We start from the raw sequence: 19,484 nt of genomic DNA, 5'->3' as shown, positions 1-19,484 counted from the left end.
GCACGAATTGCCTGTACGAGACGGAGTGGCAACGGATGCAGCACGCAGTGGGGTCTCCGCTGCCGCCGCCCCACCGGCCGGGGCAGGTGCCGCACGCCGGCTGGGCGTCGGCCGCACACCACCCGGGCCCGCACCCGGGCGCCTCCCAGGGGCCCGTCCCCGTGCCCCCGCCACCGGGCTTCCCCACCCCCACCGGCGCCGTCCCGCCGACGCCCCCGCAACCCCCGGCGCCCCAGCCACCAACCCCCCAGCCCGCCGCCCCGCCGCCCCCCGACACCACCGGCCACGTCCCGCTGCCGCCCGGCGGCCCCGTCGGCGTGCCCACCGCGCCCCCGGCTCCCGCCGCCGCCCCGGACCCGGGGACCACCACCCTCGCCGTCCTGCTGATCGGCCCGGCGGGCGCCGGCAAGACCAGCGTGGCCAAGTACTGGGCGGACCACCGCCGCGTGCCCACCGCTCACATCAGCCTGGACGACGTCCGCGAATGGGTCCGCTCGGGCTTCGCCGACCCCCAGTCCGGCTGGAACGACAACTCCGAGGCCCAGTACCGCCTGGCCCGCCGGACCTGCGGTTTCGCCGCCCGCAACTTCCTCGCCAACGGCATCTCCTGCATCCTGGACGACGCGGTCTTCCCGGACCGGCCGGTCGTCGGCCTCGGCGGCTGGAAACGCCACGTGGGCCCCGGCCTGCTGCCCGTCGTCCTCCTCCCCGGCCTGGACATCGTCCTGGAGCGCAACGCCGAACGCACCGGCAACCGCCGCCTCACCGACGAGGAGGTGGCCCGCATCCACGGCCGCATGGCCGGCTGGTACGGCTCGGGCCTGCCGATCGTCGACAACTCCCAGCTGGACATCCCTGGGACGGCCCGCGTTCTGGACGAGGTCCTGGCCAGGGCGATAGCGAGCCCGCCGAGCTGGTGAACAGGGGAACCGCGGTGGCGTGAGGAGCGCGCCGGTACCCGGCAACGGCACCACCCCCCACCTGCCCCGCAGCCCCACTCGGCCCCCACAAATCGGCATAACCGCCATAAAACTCCTACGCTCATCTCATGTCAGAGGTGTACGCGACCCGCCGATCCCGGCTGAGAGACCACTTCACCGCGGCCGGCACCGCGGCAGCGCTCGTCACCCGCCCAGCCAACGTGCGCTACCTCGCCGCCGCAGCCCCGCAGGGCTCCGCGCTGCTGCTCGGCAAACGCGAGGACCTCCTCGTATGCATCGGCCAGCCCGATGACCGCCCCGCCGAGGGCCGCCCGGACGAGAACCTGCGCCTCCATGTCCTTTCGCCGAACGGCGTCGGCGCCGGCAGCGGCATCGGCGGCGACGCCGCGGTCGTCGCGGCGGGCCTGGCCGTGGCCCAGGAGGCCGACTCCCTGGCCGTCGAGGAACACCACCTCACGGTCACCCGGCACCGAGCGATCGCCTCGGCCGCTCCGACGCTCCGCCTCGGCGACCTCGGCGGAGCCGTGGAGCAGCTCAGGGTGGTCAAGGACGAGGAGGAGATCTCCTGCCTCCGCATCGGCGCCGAGATCGCCGACCAGGCCCTCGGCGAGCTGCTGGAGTCCATCCTGGTCGGCCGCACCGAACGGCACCTCGCCCTGGAGCTGGAGCGCCGCCTGGTCGACCACGGCGCCGACGGGCCGGCCTTCCCCACCTCCGTCGCGACCGGCCCGAACTCCGGCCGCCGCGGGCACCGCCCCACCGACCGGCGGGTGGAGGAGGGCGACTTCCTCTCGGTGTGCCTGGGCGCGACCTACCGCGGCTACCGCTGCGAGATCGGCCGTACCTTCGTCATCGGCACCTCGCCCGCCGAGTGGCAGATCGAGCTGTACGACCTCGTCTTCGCCGCCCAGCGCGCCGGACGCGAGTCCCTGGCACCCGGCGCCGCCTACCGCGACGTGGACCGGGCGGCCCGCCACGTACTGGACTCCGCCGGCTATGCGGAGGCACTGCCACCGCTGACCGGACACGGCGTCGGACTCGAAATCGACGAGGACCCGCAGTTGGCCCCCGCCGCCATGGGTAAACTGGACGCTTGCGTGCCGGTAACCGTCGAACCCGGGGTCCACCTCCCGGGCCGGGGCGGTGTCCGGATCGATGACACGCTCGTCGTACGCCCCGAGGCGGACGGCGGACCCGAGCTACTCACCATCACGACCAAGGAGCTGCTCGCCCTCTAGGCAGTGGCGTGCGCCGGGGTCGTACGTCAGTCCAGGAGATTCCGCAACCGTGGCTTCCACGAACGACCTCAAGAACGGCATGGTGCTCAAGCTCGAAGGCGGCCAGCTCTGGTCCGTCGTCGAGTTCCAGCACGTCAAGCCCGGCAAGGGCCCGGCCTTCGTGCGCACCAAGCTGAAGAACGTGCTGTCCGGCAAGGTGGTCGACAAGACCTTCAACGCCGGCGTCAAGGTCGAGACCGCCACTGTCGACAAGCGCGACATGCAGTTCTCGTACATGGACGGCGAGTACTTCGTCTTCATGGACATGGAGACCTACGACCAGCTGCACATCGACCGGAAGGCCGTCGGCGACGCCGCGAACTTCCTCGTCGAGGGCTTCACCGCCACCGTCGCGCAGCACGAGGGCGAGGTTCTCTTCGTCGAGCTGCCCGCCGCGGTCGAGCTGACCATCGCCGAGACCGAGCCGGGCGTCCAGGGCGACCGTTCCACCGGTGGCACCAAGCCCGCCACCCTGGAGACCGGTCACCAGATCCAGGTCCCGCTCTTCATCACCACCGGTGAGAAGATCAAGGTCGACACCCGTACGAGCGACTACCTCGGCCGGGTGAACAGCTAACCGTGGCTGCCCGCAACACGGCCCGCAAGCGCGCCTTCCAGATCCTCTTCGAGGGCGACCAGCGCGGCGCCGACGTCCTGACGGTCCTCGCGGACTGGATCCGGCTGTCCCGGTCCGACACCCGGCAGCCGCCGGTCAGCGAGTACACCATGCAGCTGGTCGAGGGATACGCCGAGCACGCGAAGCGGATCGACGAGCTGATCGCCCAGTACGCGGTCGGCTGGACGCTCGACCGGATGCCGGTCGTGGACCGCAACATCCTGCGGCTGGGCGCGTACGAGCTGATCTGGGTCGACGAGACCCCGGACGCCGTCGTCCTGGACGAGATGGTGCAGCTGGCGAAGGAGTTCTCCACCGACGAGTCGCCGTCGTTCGTGAACGGCCTGCTGGGCCGCTTGAAGGAACTCAAGCCGTCCCTGCGCCGGGACCAGGCGTAACCGCCCGGCACGCCAGCGCCTGAGGGCCCGCAGCACGCTTGTGCTGCGGGCCCTCAGGCGTTCTTCCGACGACCGCGAAAACGCCGCCGGGGTGGCCGGACCTTGCGGTTCCGGCCACCCCGGCGGCACGTTTCTGCTCAGGTGTCGAGCGGCTCAGGCCTCTTCGTGCGTGGCCACCGCGCGGCGCGCGTCCGCGTCCAGGACACCCCAGCTGATCAGCTGCTCGGTGAGGACCGAGGGGGACTGGTCGTAGATGACGGCGAGTGTGCGCAGGTCGTCCTGGCGGATGGAGAGCACCTTGCCGTTGTAGTCACCGCGCTGGGACTGGATCGTGGCCGCATAGCGCTGGAGGGGGCCCGCCTTCTCGGCCGGCACGCTGGCCAGCCGCTCCAGGTCCAGGACCAGCTTCGGCGGCGGCTCGGCGGCGCCGCCCGGCGTGGTGCCCGGCAGCAGCTCCTGCACCGGAACGCCATAGAAATCGGCCAGCTCGGCGAGCCGCTGCACGGTCACCGCACGGTCGCCACGCTCGTAGGACCCGACCACCACGGCCTTCCAGCGACCCTGGGACTTCTCCTCGACACCGTGGAGGGAAAGGCCCTGCTGGGTGCGGATGGCCCGGAGCTTGGCCCCGAGCTGTTTGGCGTATTCGCTGGACATATAGCTCCCCGGACACTGTGTCGACGCGGCCGGACTGGCTTCCCGCCGCGCGGCTGGTAACTCACTGTGAGGTTACGCAGCGTGACTCTCCTGCGTCAAGCCGAATGGTCCACACCGACTCTTCCGTGGTAGTGACGGCCCGCTGGGCCAGGGGGGTGAACGGGGGCCTCCTCATGACCTGCTAGGCTGGATGGCGCAAATCAGACGTCCTTTAAGGTCCGTCCCGTGAGGCGGAGAAGGAGGTCCTTTTCGTATGGACAAGCAGGACTCGCACGCCACTCCGCATGCGTCCGATGCGCGGCCCGTTCTCGAGGGCCCCGACATCGCGCGGGTGCTGACCCGCATCGCCCACGAGATCGTCGAGCGTGCCAAGGGCGCCGACGACGTCGTGCTCCTCGGCATCCCGACCCGGGGCGTGTTCCTCGCCCAGCGGCTCGCCGTCAAGCTGGAGCAGATCACCGACCGCAAGATGCCGGTCGGTTCGCTCGACATCACCATGTACCGCGACGACCTGCGCATGCACCCGCCGCGTGCGCTGGCCCGCACCGAGATCCCCGGTGACGGCATCGATCGCAAGCTGGTCGTCCTCGTCGACGACGTGCTCTTCTCCGGCCGCACCATCCGCGCCGCCCTCGACGCCCTGAACGACATCGGGCGCCCCCGTGCGGTCCAGCTCGCGGTCCTGGTCGACCGCGGCCATCGTGAACTGCCCATCCGCGCCGACTACGTCGGCAAGAACCTCCCCACGTCGCTGCGGGAGACGGTCAAGGTCCAGCTCGCCGAGGAGGACGGTCGCGACACCGTGCTGCTCGGTGTGAAGCAGACCGGCCAGTAGCAGATCCGGCGCAGGGCCGCTCCGGCGTGCCCACATGCGTAGCGGATTGCCTGAATTCTCCCGATTGAACTGCCTTACGGAGCCTGACAGATGCAGCGCCATCTCATCTCGGCCGCCGACCTCACCCGCGACGACGCCGTCCTGATCCTCGACACCGCCGAGGAGATGGCCCGGGTCGCCGACCGGCCGATCAAGAAGCTGCCGACCCTGCGCGGCCGCACCGTCGTCAACCTCTTCTTCGAGGACTCCACGCGCACGCGGATCTCCTTCGAGGCCGCAGAGAAGCGCCTGTCCGCCGACGTCATCAACTTCTCCGCCAAGGGGTCGAGCGTCTCCAAGGGCGAGTCCCTGAAGGACACCGCCCAGACCCTGGAGGCCATGGGCGTCGACGCCGTCGTCATCCGGCACGGCGCCTCGGGGGCCCCGTACCGCCTGGCGAACTCCGGCTGGATCGACGCGGCGGTCATCAACGCCGGCGACGGCACCCACCAGCACCCCACCCAGGCCCTCCTGGACGCCTTCACCATGCGCCGCCGGCTGATCGGCCGGGACGCGGGGCTCGGCCAGGACCTGGCCGGCAGGCGGATCACCATCGTCGGCGACGTCCTGCACAGCCGGGTCGCCCGCTCCAACGTGGACCTGCTGCACACCCTCGGCGCCGAGGTCACCCTGGTCGCGCCGCCCACCCTGGTGCCGGTCGGCGTCGAGACCTGGCCGTGCGAGGTGTCGTACGACCTCGACAGCACGCTGCCCAAGTGCGACGCGGTGATGATGCTCCGCGTCCAGCGCGAGCGGATGAACGCCGCCTTCTTCCCGACCGAGCGCGAGTACTCCCGCCGCTACGGTCTCGACGGCGACCGCATGGCCAAGCTGCCCGAGCACGCGATCGTGATGCACCCCGGCCCGATGGTGCGCGGCATGGAGATCACCGCCGAGGTCGCCGACTCCGACCGCTGCACCGCCGTCGAGCAGGTCGCCAACGGCGTCTCCATCCGGATGGCCGTGCTGTACCTGCTGCTCGGTGGCAACGAGCCCGCCGTCACCCACTCTCGTACCGAGGAGAAGTAAGACCCATGAGCAAGATCCTGATCCGTGGTGCGAAGGTGCTCGGCGGCGAGCCGCAGGACGTGCTGATCGACGGCGAGACCATCGCCGCCACCGCCCGGCAGGGCGAAATCGACTGGAGCGGCACCGGGCTGTCCGCCGAGGGCGCCGAGGTCGTGGAGGCCGGCGGCAAGGTGCTTCTGCCGGGCCTGGTCGACCTGCACACCCACCTGCGCGAGCCGGGCCGCGAGGACTCCGAGACGGTCCTGACCGGCACCCGCGCCGCCGCCTCCGGCGGCTACACCGCCGTCTTCGCCATGGCCAACACCTTCCCCGTCGCCGACACCGCCGGTGTCGTCGAGCAGGTCTGGCGGCTCGGCCGGGAGCACGGCTACTGCGATGTGCAGCCCATCGGCGCCGTCACCGTCGGCCTGGAGGGCAGGAAGCTCGCCGAGCTGGGCGCCATGCACGAGTCCGCCGCCGGGGTCACCGTCTTCTCCGACGACGGCAAGTGCGTGGACGACGCGGTGATCATGCGCCGCGCGCTGGAGTACGTGAAGGCCTTCGGCGGTGTCGTCGCCCAGCACGCGCAGGAGCCGCGCCTCACCGAGGGCGCCCAGATGAACGAGGGCGTCGTCTCCGCCGAGCTGGGCCTGGGCGGCTGGCCGGCCGTCGCCGAGGAGTCGATCATCGCGCGGGACGTGCTGCTCGCCGAGCACGTCGGTTCCCGCGTCCACATCTGCCACCTGTCGACCGCCGGGTCCGTGGAGATCGTCCGCTGGGCCAAGTCCCGCGGCATCCAGGTCACCGCCGAGGTCACCCCGCACCACCTGCTCCTCACCGACGAACTGGTGCGCACGTACAACCCGGTCTACAAGGTCAACCCGCCGCTGCGCACCGAGCGGGACGTGCACGCCCTGCGCGAGGCGCTGGCGGACGGCACGATCGACATCGTCGCCACCGACCACGCCCCGCACCCGCACGAGGACAAGGACTGCGAGTGGGCCGCGGCCGCCATGGGGATGGTGGGCCTGGAGACCGCGTTGTCAGTGGTCCAGGAGACCATGGTCGACACGGGCCTGCTGGACTGGGCCGGCGTCGCCGACCGGATGTCCGTCAAGCCCGCGCAGATCGGACAGGCCACCGGGCACGGCCGTCCCGTCTCGGCTGGTGAGCCCGCCAACCTCACCCTCGTCGACACGGAATACCGTGGCCAGGTGGACCCCGCGGGCTTCGCCTCGCGCAGCCGCAACACCCCCTACGAGGGGCGTGAGCTGCCGGGCCGTGTGACGCACACGTGGCTGCGGGGCAAGGCCACGCTCGTCGACGGGAAGCTCACGTGACACCTGTAATCCTGCTGGCCGAAGCCAAGAGGTCGGCCGAGGTCACCGACTGGCCGGCCCGCATCGGCTGGCTCGTCGGACTCGCGCTCTTCATCGCGCTCGTCTACTGGCTGATGCGCGAGGGCTGGAAGTGGCGCGGCACCCTCCAGAGCGACCTGCCCGCGCCGCCCGGCGCGCCGGAGGAGACCGGCCCGGCCAGACTGAGCATGAGCGGCCGCTACCACGGCTCAACCACGGCCGGCCAGTGGCTGGACCGCATCGTGGCCCACGGCCTGGGCACCCGCAGCCGGGCCGAGCTCACCCTGACCGACCAAGGGCTGGAGGTCGAGCGTCCCGGAGCGAGCGACTTCTTCATCCCCACCGCCGCGCTGCGCGGAGCCCGGCTGGACAAGGGCATCGCCGGCAAGGTCCTCACCGAGGGCGGACTGCTGGTGGTGACCTGGGAGCTCGGCGACAAGCTGATCGACTCCGGTTTCCGCTCGGACCGCTCGGCCGAGCACACCGAGTGGGTCGACACCCTGAACCACATGATCAACGACACGGAAGGCGCACGATGACGACCTCCACAAGGGGAGCTGCCAGGGTTCCCGCCGTACTCGTCCTGGAGGACGGCCGCATCTTCCGCGGCCGTGCCTACGGGGCCGTGGGGGAGACCTTCGGCGAGGCCGTGTTCTCCACCGGTATGACCGGCTACCAGGAGACCCTGACCGACCCGTCGTACGACCGGCAGATCGTCGTCGCGACCGCGCCGCAGATCGGCAACACGGGCTGGAACGACGAGGACGACGAGTCGAGCCGCATCTGGGTCTCCGGCTATGTCGTGCGCGACCCCGCGCGCGTGCCGTCCAACTGGCGCGCCAAGCGCTCCCTGGACGACGAGCTGGAGCGGCAGGGCGTGGTCGGCATCTCCGGCATCGACACCCGCGCCCTCACCCGCCACCTGCGCGAGCGCGGCTCGATGCGCGCCGGCATCTTCTCCGGCGAGGCGATCGCCGCCGAGTCCGAGCTCCTCGCGCGCGTGCTGGCCCAGCCGCACATGAAGGGCGCGAGCCTCTACGAGGAGGTCGCGACCAAGGAGGCGTACGTCGTCCCGGCGATCGGCGAGAAGCGCTTCACCGTCGCCGCCATCGACCTCGGCATCAAGGGCATGACCCCGCAGCGGATGGCCGAGCGCGGCATCGAGGTGCACGTGCTGCCCGCCACCGCCACGGCCGACGAGGTCTACGCGGTCGGCCCGGACGGCGTGTTCTTCTCCAACGGCCCCGGCGACCCGGCGACCGCCGACGGCCCGGTCGCGCTGATGAGCGCCGTCCTCGAGCGGAAGACGCCGCTGTTCGGCATCTGCTTCGGCAACCAGATCCTCGGCCGCGCCCTCGGCTTCGGCACCTACAAGCTGAAGTACGGCCACCGGGGCATCAACCAGCCGGTCCAGGACCGTACGACCGGCAAGGTCGAGGTCACCGCGCACAACCACGGCTTCGCCGTGGACGCGCCGCTCGACAAGGTCAGCGAGACCAAGTTCGGCCGCGCCGAGGTCTCGCACGTCTGCCTGAACGACGACGTCGTGGAGGGGCTGCAGCTGCTCGACCAGCCGGCCTTCTCCGTCCAGTACCACCCCGAAGCGGCAGCGGGTCCGCACGACGCCGCCTACCTGTTCGACCGCTTCGTTTCCCTGATGGAGGGCCAGCGTGCCTAAGCGCACCGATATCCAGTCCGTCCTGGTCATCGGCTCCGGCCCGATCGTCATCGGCCAGGCCGCCGAGTTCGACTACTCCGGCACGCAGGCGTGCCGCGTGCTCAAGGCCGAGGGCCTGCGCGTCGTCCTCGTCAACTCCAACCCGGCGACGATCATGACCGACCCGGAGATCGCCGACGCCACCTACGTCGAGCCGATCACCCCGGAGTTCGTCGAGAAGATCATCGCCAAGGAGCGTCCCGACGCCCTGCTGCCCACCCTGGGCGGCCAGACGGCCCTGAACACCGCCATCTCGCTGCACGAGAACGGTGTCCTGGCCAAGTACGGCGTGGAGCTGATCGGCGCCAAGCCCGAGGCGATCCACAAGGGCGAGGACCGCGACCAGTTCAAGGCCGTCGTGGAGGCCGTCCACGCCAAGATCGGGCACGGCGAGTCCGCCCGCTCGGTGATCTGCCACTCCATGGACGACGTCCTCAAGGGCGTCGAGCAGCTCGGCGGCTACCCGGTCGTCGTCCGGCCCTCCTTCACCATGGGCGGCGCCGGCTCCGGCTTCGCACACGACGAGGAGGAGCTGCGCCGTATCGCCGGCCAGGGCCTCACGCTCTCCCCGACCACCGAGGTGCTCCTGGAGGAGTCCATCCTCGGCTGGAAGGAGTACGAGCTGGAGCTGATGCGCGACAAGCACGACAACGTCGTGGTCGTCTGCTCCATCGAGAACTTCGACCCCATGGGCGTGCACACCGGTGACTCGATCACCGTCGCGCCCGCGATGACGCTGACCGACCGCGAGTACCAGATCCTGCGCGACATCGGCATCGCCGTCATCCGCGAGGTCGGCGTCGACACCGGCGGCTGCAACATCCAGTTCGCGGTGAACCCCGAGGACGGTCGTGTGATCGTCATCGAGATGAACCCGCGCGTGTCGCGGTCCTCCGCCCTCGCCTCCAAGGCCACCGGCTTCCCGATCGCCAAGATCGCCGCCAAGCTGGCCGTCGGCTACACGCTGGACGAGATCCCGAACGACATCACGCAGGAGACCCCGGCCTCCTTCGAGCCCACGCTCGACTACGTGGTCGTCAAGGCCCCGCGCTTCGCCTTCGAGAAGTTCCCGCAGGCCGACTCCACGCTGACCACCACCATGAAGTCGGTCGGCGAGGCCATGGCCATCGGCCGCAACTTCCCCGAGGCCTTCCAGAAGGCGCTGCGCTCGCTGGAGAAGAAGGGCAGCCAGTTCGCCTTCACCGGTGTGCCCGGGGACAAGTCGCTGCTCCTTGAGGAGTCCCGGCGTCCCACCGACGGCCGGATCAACACGGTCATGCAGGCCATCCGCGCGGGCGCCACGCCCGAGGAGGTCTTCGAGTACACGAAGATCGACCCCTGGTTCGTGGACCAGCTCTTCCTGATCAAGGAGATCGCGGACGAGCTGGCCGAGGCCCCCGAGCTGACCCGCGAGCTGCTCGCCGAGGCCAAGCGGCACGGCTTCTCCGACCAGCAGATCGGTGAGATCCGCGGCCTGCGCGAGGACGTCGTCCGCGAGGTCCGGCACGCGCTCGGCATCCGCCCGGTCTACAAGACGGTCGACACCTGCGCCGCCGAGTTCGCCGCGAAGACGCCGTACTTCTACTCCGCGTACGACGAGGAGTCCGAGGTCGCGACCCGCGAGAAGCCGGCCGTCATCATCCTCGGCTCCGGTCCCAACCGCATCGGCCAGGGCATCGAGTTCGACTACTCCTGTGTCCACGCCTCCTTCGCGCTGAGCGACGCGGGCTACGAGACCGTGATGGTCAACTGCAACCCGGAGACCGTCTCCACCGACTACGACACCTCCGACCGGCTGTACTTCGAGCCGCTGACGCTGGAGGACGTGCTGGAGATCGTCCACGCCGAGCAGCAGGCCGGACCGGTCGCGGGCGTGATCGTGCAGCTGGGCGGCCAGACCCCGCTCGGTCTGTCGCAGGCCCTGAAGGACAACGGCGTGCCGATCGTGGGCACCTCGCCCGAGGCGATCCACGCCGCCGAGGACCGCGGCGCCTTCGGCCGCGTCCTCGCCGAGGCGGGCCTGCCGGCCCCGAAGCACGGCACGGCCACCACCTTCGACGAGGCCAAGGCCATCGCCGACGAGATCGGCTACCCGGTCCTGGTCCGGCCGTCGTACGTCCTCGGCGGGCGCGGCATGGAGATCGTCTACGACGAGACCCGCCTCGCCGCCTACATCGCCGAGTCGACCGAGATCAGCCCGTCCCGGCCGGTCCTGGTCGACCGGTTCCTGGACGACGCGATCGAGATCGACGTCGACGCGCTCTACGACGGCGAGGAGCTGTACCTCGGCGGCGTGATGGAGCACATCGAGGAGGCCGGCATCCACTCCGGCGACTCGGCGTGCGCCCTGCCTCCGATCACCCTCGGCGGCTTCGACATCAAGCGGCTGCGCGCCTCCACCGAGGCCATCGCCAAGGGCGTCGGCGTGCGCGGCCTGATCAACATCCAGTTCGCCATGGCCGGGGACATCCTCTACGTCCTGGAGGCCAACCCGCGCGCCTCCCGTACGGTCCCCTTCACCTCGAAGGCGACCGCGGTGCCGCTCGCCAAGGCCGCCGCCCGGATCTCGCTGGGCGCGACCGTCGCCGAGCTGCGCGCCGAGGGCCTGCTGCCGAAGGCGGGCGACGGCGGCGAGCTGCCGCTGGACGCGCCGATCTCGGTCAAGGAGGCCGTCATGCCGTGGTCGCGCTTCCGCGACATCCACGGCCGCGGCGTCGACACCGTCCTCGGCCCGGAGATGCGCTCCACCGGCGAGGTCATGGGCATCGACTCGGTCTTCGGCACGGCGTACGCCAAGTCGCAGGCGGGTGCCTACGGCCCGCTGCCCACCAAGGGCCGGGCGTTCATCTCGGTCGCCAACCGCGACAAGCGCTCGATGATCTTCCCAGCGCGCGAGCTGGTCGCGCACGGCTTCGAGCTGCTCGCCACCTCCGGCACCGCCGAGGTCCTCAAGCGCAACGGCATCAACGCCACCGTCGTGCGCAAGCAGTCCGAGGGCACCGGCCCGAACGGCGAGAAGACGATCGTCCAACTGATCCACGACGGCGAGGTCGACCTCATCGTCAACACCCCGTACGGCACCGGCGGCCGCCTCGACGGCTACGACATCCGTACGGCCGCGGTGGCCCGCTCGGTGCCGTGCCTGACCACGGTCCAGGCGCTCGCCGCGGCGGTCCAGGGCATCGACGCCCTCAACCACGGTGACGTGGGCGTCCGCTCGCTCCAGGAACACGCGGAACACCTGACCGCGGCCCGCGACTAGCAGCCCCGAGGGGGACACCGGAAACGGTGTCCCCCTCTTCATGAGGACACCATGTACAAGATCTTTTTCAATCTGGTCTTCAAGCGCATGGACCCCGAGAAGGCCCACCACCTGGCCTTCCGCTGGATCCGCCTCGCAGTCCGCATCCCGGTGCTGCGCACCTTCGTCGCGGCCGCCCTCGCGCCCCGCCACAAGGAGCTGCGCACTCAGGCCTTCGGGCTGCGCATGCACGGCCCCTTCGGGCTCGCCGCCGGCTTCGACAAGAACGCCGTCGCGATCGACGGCATGTCCATGCTGGGCTTCGACCACGTCGAGATCGGCACGGTCACCGGCGAGCCGCAGCCCGGCAACCCCAGGAAGCGGCTGTTCCGCCTGGTCGCGGACCGCGCGCTGATCAACCGCATGGGCTTCAACAACGACGGCTCGCTGGCCGTCGCGGCCCGCCTCGCCACCCGGGAGCCGGTCTTCAGGACGGTCGTCGGGGTCAACATCGGCAAGACCAAGGTCGTCCCGGAGGCGGAGGCCGTCGGCGACTACGTGAAGTCGGCCGAGCGCCTCGCGCCGTACGCGGACTACCTGGTCGTCAACGTCTCGTCGCCGAACACCCCCGGCCTGCGCAACCTCCAGGCGGTGGACCATCTGCGCCCGCTGCTGACCGCCGTCCGCGAGGCCGCCGACCGCACGGTGGCGAACCGGCGCGTCCCGCTGCTGGTGAAGATCGCCCCGGACCTCGCCGACGAGGACATCGACGCCGTGGCCGACCTGGCCGTGGAACTGGGCCTGGACGGCATCATCGCCACCAACACCACCATCGCGCGCGAGGGACTCGGTCTGAAATCCCAACCCTCGCTGGTGAAGGAGACCGGCGGGCTGTCCGGCGCCCCGCTCAAGGCGCGCTCCCTGGAGGTCCTGCGCCGCCTGTACGCGCGCGTGGGCGACCGGATCACCCTCGTGGGTGTCGGCGGCATCGAGACGGCCGAAGACGCCTGGCAGCGCATTCTGGCCGGTGCCACCCTGGTCCAGGGCTACAGCGCCTTCATCTACGAGGGCCCCTTCTGGTCCCGAGCGATCCACAAGGGCCTCGCCGCGCGCCTGCGCACCAGCCCGTACGCCACCCTCGCCGACGCGGTCGGCGCCGATGTGAGGAAGCCCGCATGACCTCGTACGAGCCCTTCGGCGCCCGGCTGCGCCGCGCCATGGACGAGCGCGGCCCGCTGTGCGTCGGCATCGACCCGCACGCCTCCCTGCTCGCCGAGTGGGGCCTGAACGACGACGTGGCCGGGCTGGAGCGGTTCAGCCGCACGGTCGTCGAGGCGGTGGCCGACCGGGTCGCCGTGATGAAGCCGCAGAGCGCCTTCTTCGAGCGCTTCGGCTCCCGGGGCGTCGCCGTCCTGGAAAGGGTCGTCCAGGAGGCCCGCGCGGCCGGCACGCTGGTCGTGATGGACGCCAAGCGCGGCGACATCGGCTCGACCATGGCCGGGTACGCCGAGGCCTACCTGCACAAGGACGCCCCGCTGTTCTGCGACGCCCTGACCGTCTCGCCCTACCTGGGCTACGGCTCCCTCAGCCCGGCCGTCGCGCTGGCCCGGGAGAGCGGCGCCGGCCTGTTCGTGCTGGCGCTGACCTCCAACCCCGAGGGCCCCGAGGTCCAGCACGCCATCCGCGCCGACGGCCGCACCGTGGGCGCGACCATGCTGGCCCACCTGGCCGTCGAGAACGCGGGGGAGGAGCCGCTGGGCTCCTTCGGTGCCGTGGTCGGCGCCACCGTCGGCGACCTGTCGTCGTACGACCTGGCGATCAACGGCCCGCTCCTCGCGCCCGGCGTCGGGGCACAGGGGGCGACGGCGGCCGACCTTCCCCGGGTGTTCGGGTCGGCCGTGCGCAACGTCGTGCCGAACGTCAGCCGGGGTGTGCTGCGGCACGGGCCCGACGTGGCGGCCCTGCGCGCGTCCGCGGAGCGCTTCGTGGAGGAGATCCAGGCCGCCGTCGCGGGCGCCTGAGTCCTCCGAAGGGGCTTCGTAGTGCGGCGGGGCGGCGACTTGAGCATGAATACATTCTCAAATCGGGGGCATTATGTCTGAAATGTCCGGCCTGGCGGAGGCTGACCAGGACTTTTCCGCTGTTCTCGCTGACTCTGGCGGACTTGACCGCTAGTCTCCGAGCTGTGGGGACACCCCCACACCCATCAGGTAGTGGGGGAGAACGGGCGAAGCGTGTTGCTCGTAGCTCCCCAGGTGTGGGGCGACTAGGTTCCTCACCGGTCCGTATCCGACAGTTCGACATCCGAGGTGACGTAGGCGTGGCTCTTCCGCCCCTTACCCCCGAACAGCGCGCAGCCGCGCTCGAAAAGGCCGCCGCGGCTCGCCGGGAGCGGGCCGAGGTCAAGAATCGACTCAAGCACTCCGGCGCCTCCCTGCACGAGGTCATCAAGCAGGGCCAGGAGAACGACGTCATCGGCAAGATGAAGGTCTCCGCGCTGCTCGAGTCGCTGCCGGGCGTGGGCAAGGTCCGCGCCAAGCAGATCATGGAGCGTCTGGGTATCTCCGAGAGCCGCCGGGTGCGCGGTCTCGGTTCCAACCAGATCGCTTCCCTGGAGCGTGAGTTCGGCAGCACCGGCTCCTGAGTCCGGGCGCAGCCGGACCGGGAGTCCCGGGCACTCCGGGATTGCTGGAATAATCGCTGCATGAGTGAACGTCCGCGGCTGACCGTGCTCTCCGGCCCCTCGGGGGTCGGCAAGAGCACGGTCGTCGCCCATATGCGCAAGAAACACCCCGAGGTCTGGCTCTCGGTGTCGGCCACCACCCGCAAGCCGCGCCCCGGCGAGAAGCACGGAGTCCACTACTTCTTCGTCACCGACGACGAGATGGACAAGCTGATCGCCAACGGCGAGCTGCTGGAGTGGGCCGAGTTCGCCGGCAACCGCTACGGCACGCCCCGCGCGGCCGTGCTGGAGCGGCTGGAGAAGGGCGAGCCGGTCCTGCTGGAGATCGATCTGCAGGGCGCCAGGCAGGTCCGGGAGTCGATGTCCGACGCTCGGCTGGTGTTCCTGGCTCCGCCCTCCTGGGAGGAGCTGGTGCGCAGGCTGACCGGCCGGGGCACCGAGCCGCCGGAGGTCATCGAGCGCCGTCTCGAGGCGGCCAGGACCGAGCTGGCGGCCGAGCCGGAGTTCGATACGACCTTGGTCAACACCTCCGTCGAGGATGTGGCGCGCGAGCTGCTAGCCTTGATGGATGTTGTGTGATCACGAGTGTGTGATCGCGACTGATCTTTTCCCACCCATCGGAAGGTAGAGCGTGTCCTCTTCCATCACCGCGCCCGAGGGCATCATCAACCCGCCGATCGACGAGCTTCTCGAGGCCACCGACTCGAAGTACAGCCTCGTGATCTACGCGGCCAAGCGTGCCCGCCAGATCAACGCGTACTACTCGCAGCTCGGCGAGGGCCTCCTCGAGTACGTCGGTCCGCTCGTCGACACCCACGTTCACGAGAAGCCGCTCTCGATCGCCCTGCGTGAGATCAACGCGGGTCTGCTGACGTCCGAGGCCGTCGAGGGCCCCGCCCAGTAGGACCGCGGAGTACCGCGCAGGAGTACTTTCAGACTGCGAACGACTTATCCACAGGCCCGGCAGTCCGACTGCCGGGCCTGTGGTGTGTCATTGGGTGTGCAGGGTTCCGAGTCCGGGGAGTGAACGTGGACAAGCCGAGGGTCGTTCTGGGGGTCAGCGGCGGCATCGCCGCCTACAAGGCCTGTGAGCTGCTGAGAAGGTTCACGGAGTCGGGCCATGACGTCCGCGTGGTGCCCACCGCCTCCGCACTGCACTTCGTCGGCGCTCCCACCTGGTCCGCCCTGTCCGGCAACCCCGTCTCGACGGAGGTCTGGGACGACGTCCACGAGGTCCCGCACGTCCGCATCGGCCAGCACGCCGACCTGGTGGTGGTCGCACCCGCCACCGCCGACATACTCGCCAAGGCCGCCCACGGCCTCGCCGACGACCTGCTGACCAACACCCTCCTGACCGCCCGCTGCCCGGTCGTCTTCGCGCCCGCCATGCACACCGAGATGTGGGAGCACCCGGCCACCCAGGAGAACGTGGCCACGCTGCGCCGCCGCGGCGCCGTCGTCATCGAGCCCGCGGTCGGCCGGCTCACCGGCGTCGACACCGGCAAGGGCCGGCTGCCCGACCCGGCGGAGATCTTCGAGGTCTGCCGCCGGGTGCTGGCCCGCGGCGTCACCGAGCCCGACCTCCAGGGGCGGCACGTCGTCGTCTCCGCCGGCGGCACCCGCGAGCCCCTGGACCCGGTCCGCTTCCTGGGCAACCGCTCCTCCGGCAAGCAGGGCTACGCCCTCGCGCGCACCGCCGCCGCCCGCGGTGCCCGGGTCACGCTGATCGCGGCCAACACCGGGCTGCCCGACCCGGCGGGGGTGGACGTCGTCCCGGTCGGCACGGCCGTCCAGCTGCGCGAGGCCGTCCTGAAGGCGGCGGCGGACGCCGACGCGGTCGTCATGGCCGCGGCCGTCGCCGACTTCCGTCCGGCGGCCTACGCCACCGGCAAGATCAAGAAGAAGGACGGCCAGGACCCCGACCCGATCGTCCTGGTCCGCAATCCGGACATCCTCGCGGAGATCTCGGCCGAGCGCGCCCGCCCCGGTCAGGTGATCGTCGGCTTCGCCGCCGAGACCGACGACGTCCTCGCCAACGGCCGCACCAAGCTCGCCCGCAAGGGCTGTGACCTGCTCGTCGTCAACGAGGTGGGGGAGCGCAAGACCTTCGGCTCCGAGGAGAACGAAGCCCTGGTGCTGGGCGCCGACGGCAGCGAGACCCCCGTGCCGCACGGCCCCAAGGAAGCCCTGGCCGACACCGTCTGGGACCTGGTCGTACGGCGGCTGGGCTGACCCGGCGCACCCCGGCCCGTTCGCGAGGGCCCGTTGACGGCGGGCCCCACGGACCGATCAAATCTGGTGTGGCGACCCTGGCCAAGGCCGCCCGGCATTGTGCAGAATGCCCGTGCCGCTGGTCACAGCGCTCCCGAGAGGCGAGACGGGTGGCCCATCGGCCGAGTGCGACCGATAAACTGTTCACGGTCGACGCCGGGCGCAGCCCCGCGCGTCGCCGCAAATGATCAGCCAGCAGCCGCTGCAACCACAGGGAGCGTTGTGTCCCGTCGCCTGTTCACCTCGGAGTCCGTGACCGAGGGTCACCCCGACAAGATCGCTGACCAGATCAGCGACACCATTCTCGACGCGCTTCTGCGCGAGGACCCGACCTCCCGGGTCGCCGTCGAGACGCTGATCACCACCGGCCTGGTGCACGTGGCCGGCGAGGTGACGACCAAGGCCTACGCGGACATCGCGACCCTGGTCCGCAACAAGATCCTCGACATCGGCTACGACTCCTCCAAGAAGGGCTTCGACGGCGCCTCCTGCGGTGTGTCGGTGTCCATCGGCGCCCAGTCCCCGGACATCGCGCAGGGTGTGGACACGGCGTACGAGAGCCGGGTCGAGGGCGACGACGACGAGCTGGACAAGCAGGGCGCGGGCGACCAGGGCCTGATGTTCGGCTACGCGTCCGACGAGACGCCGACCCTGATGCCGCTGCCGATCTTCCTGGCGCACCGCCTGTCCAAGCGCCTGTCCGAGGTCCGCAAGAACGGCACGATCCCCTACCTGCGCCCCGACGGCAAGACGCAGGTCACCATCGAGTACGACGGCGACAAGGCCGTCCGCCTGGACACGGTGGTCGTCTCCTCGCAGCACGCCTCCGACATCGACCTGGAGTCGCTGCTGGCGCCCGACATCCGCGAGTTCGTCGTGGAGCCGGAGCTGAAGGCGCTCCTGGACGAGGGCATCAAGCTGGACACCGACGGCTACCGCCTGCTGGTCAACCCGACCGGCCGTTTCGAGATCGGCGGCCCGATGGGCGACGCCGGCCTGACCGGCCGCAAGATCATCATCGACACCTACGGCGGCATGGCCCGCCACGGCGGCGGCGCCTTCTCCGGCAAGGACCCGTCCAAGGTGGACCGCTCGGCCGCGTACGCGATGCGCTGGGTCGCCAAGAACGTCGTGGCGGCGGGCCTGGCCTCCCGCTGCGAGGTCCAGGTCGCCTACGCGATCGGCAAGGCCGAGCCGGTGGGCCTGTTCGTGGAGACCTTCGGCACCGCCAAGGTCGACGCGGAGAAGATCGAGAAGGCGATCGACGAGGTCTTCGACCTGCGCCCGGCCGCGATCATCCGCGACCTCGACCTGCTCCGCCCGATCTACGGCCAGACCGCGGCCTACGGCCACTTCGGCCGCGAGCTGCCCGACTTCACCTGGGAGCGCACGGACCGCGTGGACGCCCTGCGCGCCGCCGTGGGCCTGTAAGGCCCGAGCACCCTTCTCACCGAGGCCCGGTTCCCCTTCTCGGGGGCCGGGCCTCGGCGCGTCCGGGATCAGCCGGCCGGCGCCAGCCGGATCCGGCGCCGTGGACGGTCGATCTCCACGATCCTGACCCGGAGCTCCTGCCCCTCCTCGACGGCCCGTCCGCCCAGGTCGTCGACGTGCACCAGGCCCTCCACGTCCTGGGCGACGCGGACGAAGGCGCCGAAGGGCACGAGCTTGGTCACGACACCCGGCACGGCGTCTCCCACACCCGCGCCGAGACGGTCCCAGGGGTCCTCCTGGAGGGCCTTGAGGGAGAGCGAGACCTGGCCCTGCCGGGTGTCCGCGACCAGCACTTCGCCGGTGACCCGCTGCCCCGGCCGCACCACCTCCGCCGGATGACCGAAGCGCGACCACGACAGCTCCGGGATGCGGACGAAGCCGGTTCCGTCGTGGACCGGGTGCGGGGACTCGCCGTCGATCCGGACGAAGACACCGAAGGCGTGCACCGAGGTCACCGTCCCCGTGACCACGCTGCCGCGCTCGATGCCGAGCAGGAAGTGCCGCAGCGGCTCGTCCTCGCAGGCCTTCGTTGACAGCAGGACCCGGCCCTGCCCGTCCGACCCCATCACCTCACCCGTGATCCGTTGCCCCGTCCCGCAGATCTCCGACGGGTGCTCCACCCGACGCCAGGACAGCTCGTACCCGGGGACGCGGGCGGAGGCGACGTCCGGGTCGTCGTCCAGCCGTACGACCACGTCGTCCCCGTCGAAACCGACCACTGTGCCGGAGCGCACCTCCCCACGGGCCGCCAGGCGTTGTCGTAGGCGTTCCAGCGGGCTCGGCGTCGGCTCGGTCATGGCCGTGAGCCTAGGCCCCCGTCGCGCCGCCGGCAGCGAATTGACTGGCGGGGCCGGCCGGGCGGTACCTACGCTGACGCCGTCGACGCCGCCCGGTGCGAAGGCCGCGGTTACTTCGTGGAGTGCGCCCCTCGGGGCGTGCGGTGAAGCTGAAT

At 70.7% G+C, this 19,484-nt stretch carries 19 protein-coding genes; 17 read left to right on the top strand and 2 right to left on the bottom strand.

Annotated features, from left to right (window positions below; genetic code table 11):
• Positions 1-35: 35 nt before the first annotated feature.
• The 4 genes from ACQPXS_RS11295 to nusB all read left to right on the top strand — a co-directional run bounded on the left by ACQPXS_RS11295 (position 36) and on the right by nusB (position 3,232).
• Positions 36-920: a Pro-rich N-terminal domain-containing protein gene (locus ACQPXS_RS11295; protein WP_433449122.1), complete on the top strand. Its 885-nt coding sequence runs from the start codon at positions 36-38 to the stop codon at positions 918-920.
• Positions 921-1,048: 128 nt separating this feature from the next.
• Positions 1,049-2,179, top strand: coding sequence for an aminopeptidase P family protein (locus tag ACQPXS_RS11290; protein ID WP_356307423.1), 1,131 nt, complete (start codon positions 1,049-1,051; stop codon positions 2,177-2,179).
• 49 nt (positions 2,180-2,228) lie between these two features.
• Positions 2,229-2,795, top strand: coding sequence for an elongation factor P (gene efp / locus ACQPXS_RS11285; RefSeq protein ID WP_014671526.1), 567 nt, complete (start codon positions 2,229-2,231; stop codon positions 2,793-2,795).
• A 2-nt stretch (positions 2,796-2,797) separates the two neighbouring features.
• Entirely contained in the window at positions 2,798-3,232 is a 435-nt protein-coding gene (nusB, locus tag ACQPXS_RS11280) for a transcription antitermination factor NusB (protein WP_189814907.1), read from the top strand.
• A 153-nt stretch (positions 3,233-3,385) separates the two neighbouring features.
• Here nusB and bldD read toward each other — a convergent pair whose 3' ends face one another.
• On the bottom strand, positions 3,386-3,889 hold the full coding sequence (bldD, locus tag ACQPXS_RS11275; RefSeq protein WP_250401224.1) for a transcriptional regulator BldD: 504 nt from the start codon (positions 3,887-3,889) through the stop codon (positions 3,386-3,388).
• Between the two features lie 253 nt (positions 3,890-4,142).
• On the opposite strand from bldD, the gene pyrR reads away from it, so the two are divergent.
• The 13 genes from pyrR (at position 4,143) to metK (ending at position 18,472) form a co-directional block, all read left to right on the top strand.
• Complete coding sequence (gene pyrR / locus ACQPXS_RS11270; RefSeq protein ID WP_356307426.1) at positions 4,143-4,724, top strand: bifunctional pyr operon transcriptional regulator/uracil phosphoribosyltransferase PyrR; 582 nt, start codon at positions 4,143-4,145, stop codon at positions 4,722-4,724.
• A gap of 90 nt (positions 4,725-4,814) precedes the next feature.
• Complete coding sequence (locus tag ACQPXS_RS11265; RefSeq protein ID WP_351809416.1) at positions 4,815-5,792, top strand: aspartate carbamoyltransferase catalytic subunit; 978 nt, start codon at positions 4,815-4,817, stop codon at positions 5,790-5,792.
• A 5-nt stretch (positions 5,793-5,797) separates the two neighbouring features.
• The gene (locus tag ACQPXS_RS11260) at positions 5,798-7,111 is read left to right on the top strand and encodes a dihydroorotase (RefSeq protein ID WP_433449121.1); all 1,314 of its coding nucleotides are present in this window, start codon (positions 5,798-5,800) and stop codon (positions 7,109-7,111) included.
• Positions 7,108-7,668 (top strand): hypothetical protein, encoded by a 561-nt coding sequence (locus ACQPXS_RS11255; RefSeq protein WP_365332701.1) that lies wholly within the window; start codon positions 7,108-7,110, stop codon positions 7,666-7,668. The genes ACQPXS_RS11260 and ACQPXS_RS11255 overlap by 4 nt, the downstream gene beginning before the upstream one ends.
• The gene (carA, locus tag ACQPXS_RS11250) at positions 7,665-8,807 is read left to right on the top strand and encodes a glutamine-hydrolyzing carbamoyl-phosphate synthase small subunit (protein ID WP_365332703.1); all 1,143 of its coding nucleotides are present in this window, start codon (positions 7,665-7,667) and stop codon (positions 8,805-8,807) included. Before ACQPXS_RS11255 ends, carA begins: the two co-directional genes overlap by 4 nt.
• Entirely contained in the window at positions 8,800-12,108 is a 3,309-nt protein-coding gene (gene carB / locus ACQPXS_RS11245; protein WP_433449120.1) for a carbamoyl-phosphate synthase large subunit, read from the top strand. Before carA ends, carB begins: the two co-directional genes overlap by 8 nt.
• A 51-nt stretch (positions 12,109-12,159) precedes the next feature.
• A complete protein-coding gene (locus ACQPXS_RS11240; RefSeq protein WP_433449119.1) occupies positions 12,160-13,266 on the top strand; it encodes a quinone-dependent dihydroorotate dehydrogenase in 1,107 nt (368 codons plus the stop codon).
• Positions 13,263-14,108, top strand: coding sequence for an orotidine-5'-phosphate decarboxylase (gene pyrF, locus ACQPXS_RS11235; protein WP_433449118.1), 846 nt, complete (start codon positions 13,263-13,265; stop codon positions 14,106-14,108). The genes ACQPXS_RS11240 and pyrF overlap by 4 nt, the downstream gene beginning before the upstream one ends.
• 299 nt (positions 14,109-14,407) lie before the next feature.
• On the top strand, positions 14,408-14,731 hold the full coding sequence (locus ACQPXS_RS11230; protein WP_003977346.1) for an integration host factor: 324 nt from the start codon (positions 14,408-14,410) through the stop codon (positions 14,729-14,731).
• A 60-nt stretch (positions 14,732-14,791) separates the two neighbouring features.
• Positions 14,792-15,349, top strand: coding sequence for a guanylate kinase (gmk, locus tag ACQPXS_RS11225; protein WP_433449117.1), 558 nt, complete (start codon positions 14,792-14,794; stop codon positions 15,347-15,349).
• 52 nt (positions 15,350-15,401) lie between these two features.
• A complete protein-coding gene (rpoZ, locus tag ACQPXS_RS11220) occupies positions 15,402-15,674 on the top strand; it encodes a DNA-directed RNA polymerase subunit omega (RefSeq protein WP_003982715.1) in 273 nt (90 codons plus the stop codon).
• A 125-nt stretch (positions 15,675-15,799) separates the two neighbouring features.
• Entirely contained in the window at positions 15,800-17,002 is a 1,203-nt protein-coding gene (gene coaBC / locus ACQPXS_RS11215; protein ID WP_433449116.1) for a bifunctional phosphopantothenoylcysteine decarboxylase/phosphopantothenate--cysteine ligase CoaBC, read from the top strand.
• Between the two features lie 261 nt (positions 17,003-17,263).
• Positions 17,264-18,472, top strand: coding sequence for a methionine adenosyltransferase (gene metK / locus ACQPXS_RS11210; RefSeq protein WP_351809442.1), 1,209 nt, complete (start codon positions 17,264-17,266; stop codon positions 18,470-18,472).
• Positions 18,473-18,540: 68 nt separating this feature from the next.
• On the opposite strand, the gene ACQPXS_RS11205 is transcribed toward metK, so the two are convergent.
• Positions 18,541-19,329: a S1 RNA-binding domain-containing protein gene (locus ACQPXS_RS11205; protein WP_433449115.1), complete on the bottom strand. Its 789-nt coding sequence runs from the start codon at positions 19,327-19,329 to the stop codon at positions 18,541-18,543.
• Between the last annotated feature and the right edge of the window lie 155 nt (positions 19,330-19,484).

The organism is Streptomyces sp. CA-142005 (assembly GCF_050942335.1).
Taxonomy (GTDB): domain Bacteria; phylum Actinomycetota; class Actinomycetes; order Streptomycetales; family Streptomycetaceae; genus Streptomyces.
This window is presented reverse-complemented; position numbering and strand designations above follow the sequence as displayed.

Excerpts from the sequence above, each read along its gene's own strand:
- ACQPXS_RS11295 (WP_433449122.1), top strand. The coding sequence starts at position 36 with ATGCAGCACGCAGTGGGGTCTCCGCTGCCGCCGCCCCACCGGCCGGGG.
- ACQPXS_RS11290 (WP_356307423.1), top strand. The coding sequence starts at position 1,049 with ATGTCAGAGGTGTACGCGACCCGCCGATCCCGGCTGAGAGACCACTTC.
- bldD (WP_250401224.1), bottom strand. The coding sequence starts at position 3,889 with ATGTCCAGCGAATACGCCAAACAGCTCGGGGCCAAGCTCCGGGCCATC.
- pyrR (WP_356307426.1), top strand. The coding sequence starts at position 4,143 with ATGGACAAGCAGGACTCGCACGCCACTCCGCATGCGTCCGATGCGCGG.
- ACQPXS_RS11265 (WP_351809416.1), top strand. The coding sequence starts at position 4,815 with ATGCAGCGCCATCTCATCTCGGCCGCCGACCTCACCCGCGACGACGCC.
- ACQPXS_RS11260 (WP_433449121.1), top strand. The coding sequence starts at position 5,798 with ATGAGCAAGATCCTGATCCGTGGTGCGAAGGTGCTCGGCGGCGAGCCG.
- carA (WP_365332703.1), top strand. The coding sequence starts at position 7,665 with ATGACGACCTCCACAAGGGGAGCTGCCAGGGTTCCCGCCGTACTCGTC.
- ACQPXS_RS11240 (WP_433449119.1), top strand. The coding sequence starts at position 12,160 with ATGTACAAGATCTTTTTCAATCTGGTCTTCAAGCGCATGGACCCCGAG.
- pyrF (WP_433449118.1), top strand. The coding sequence starts at position 13,263 with ATGACCTCGTACGAGCCCTTCGGCGCCCGGCTGCGCCGCGCCATGGAC.
- gmk (WP_433449117.1), top strand. The coding sequence starts at position 14,792 with ATGAGTGAACGTCCGCGGCTGACCGTGCTCTCCGGCCCCTCGGGGGTC.
- ACQPXS_RS11205 (WP_433449115.1), bottom strand. The coding sequence starts at position 19,329 with ATGACCGAGCCGACGCCGAGCCCGCTGGAACGCCTACGACAACGCCTG.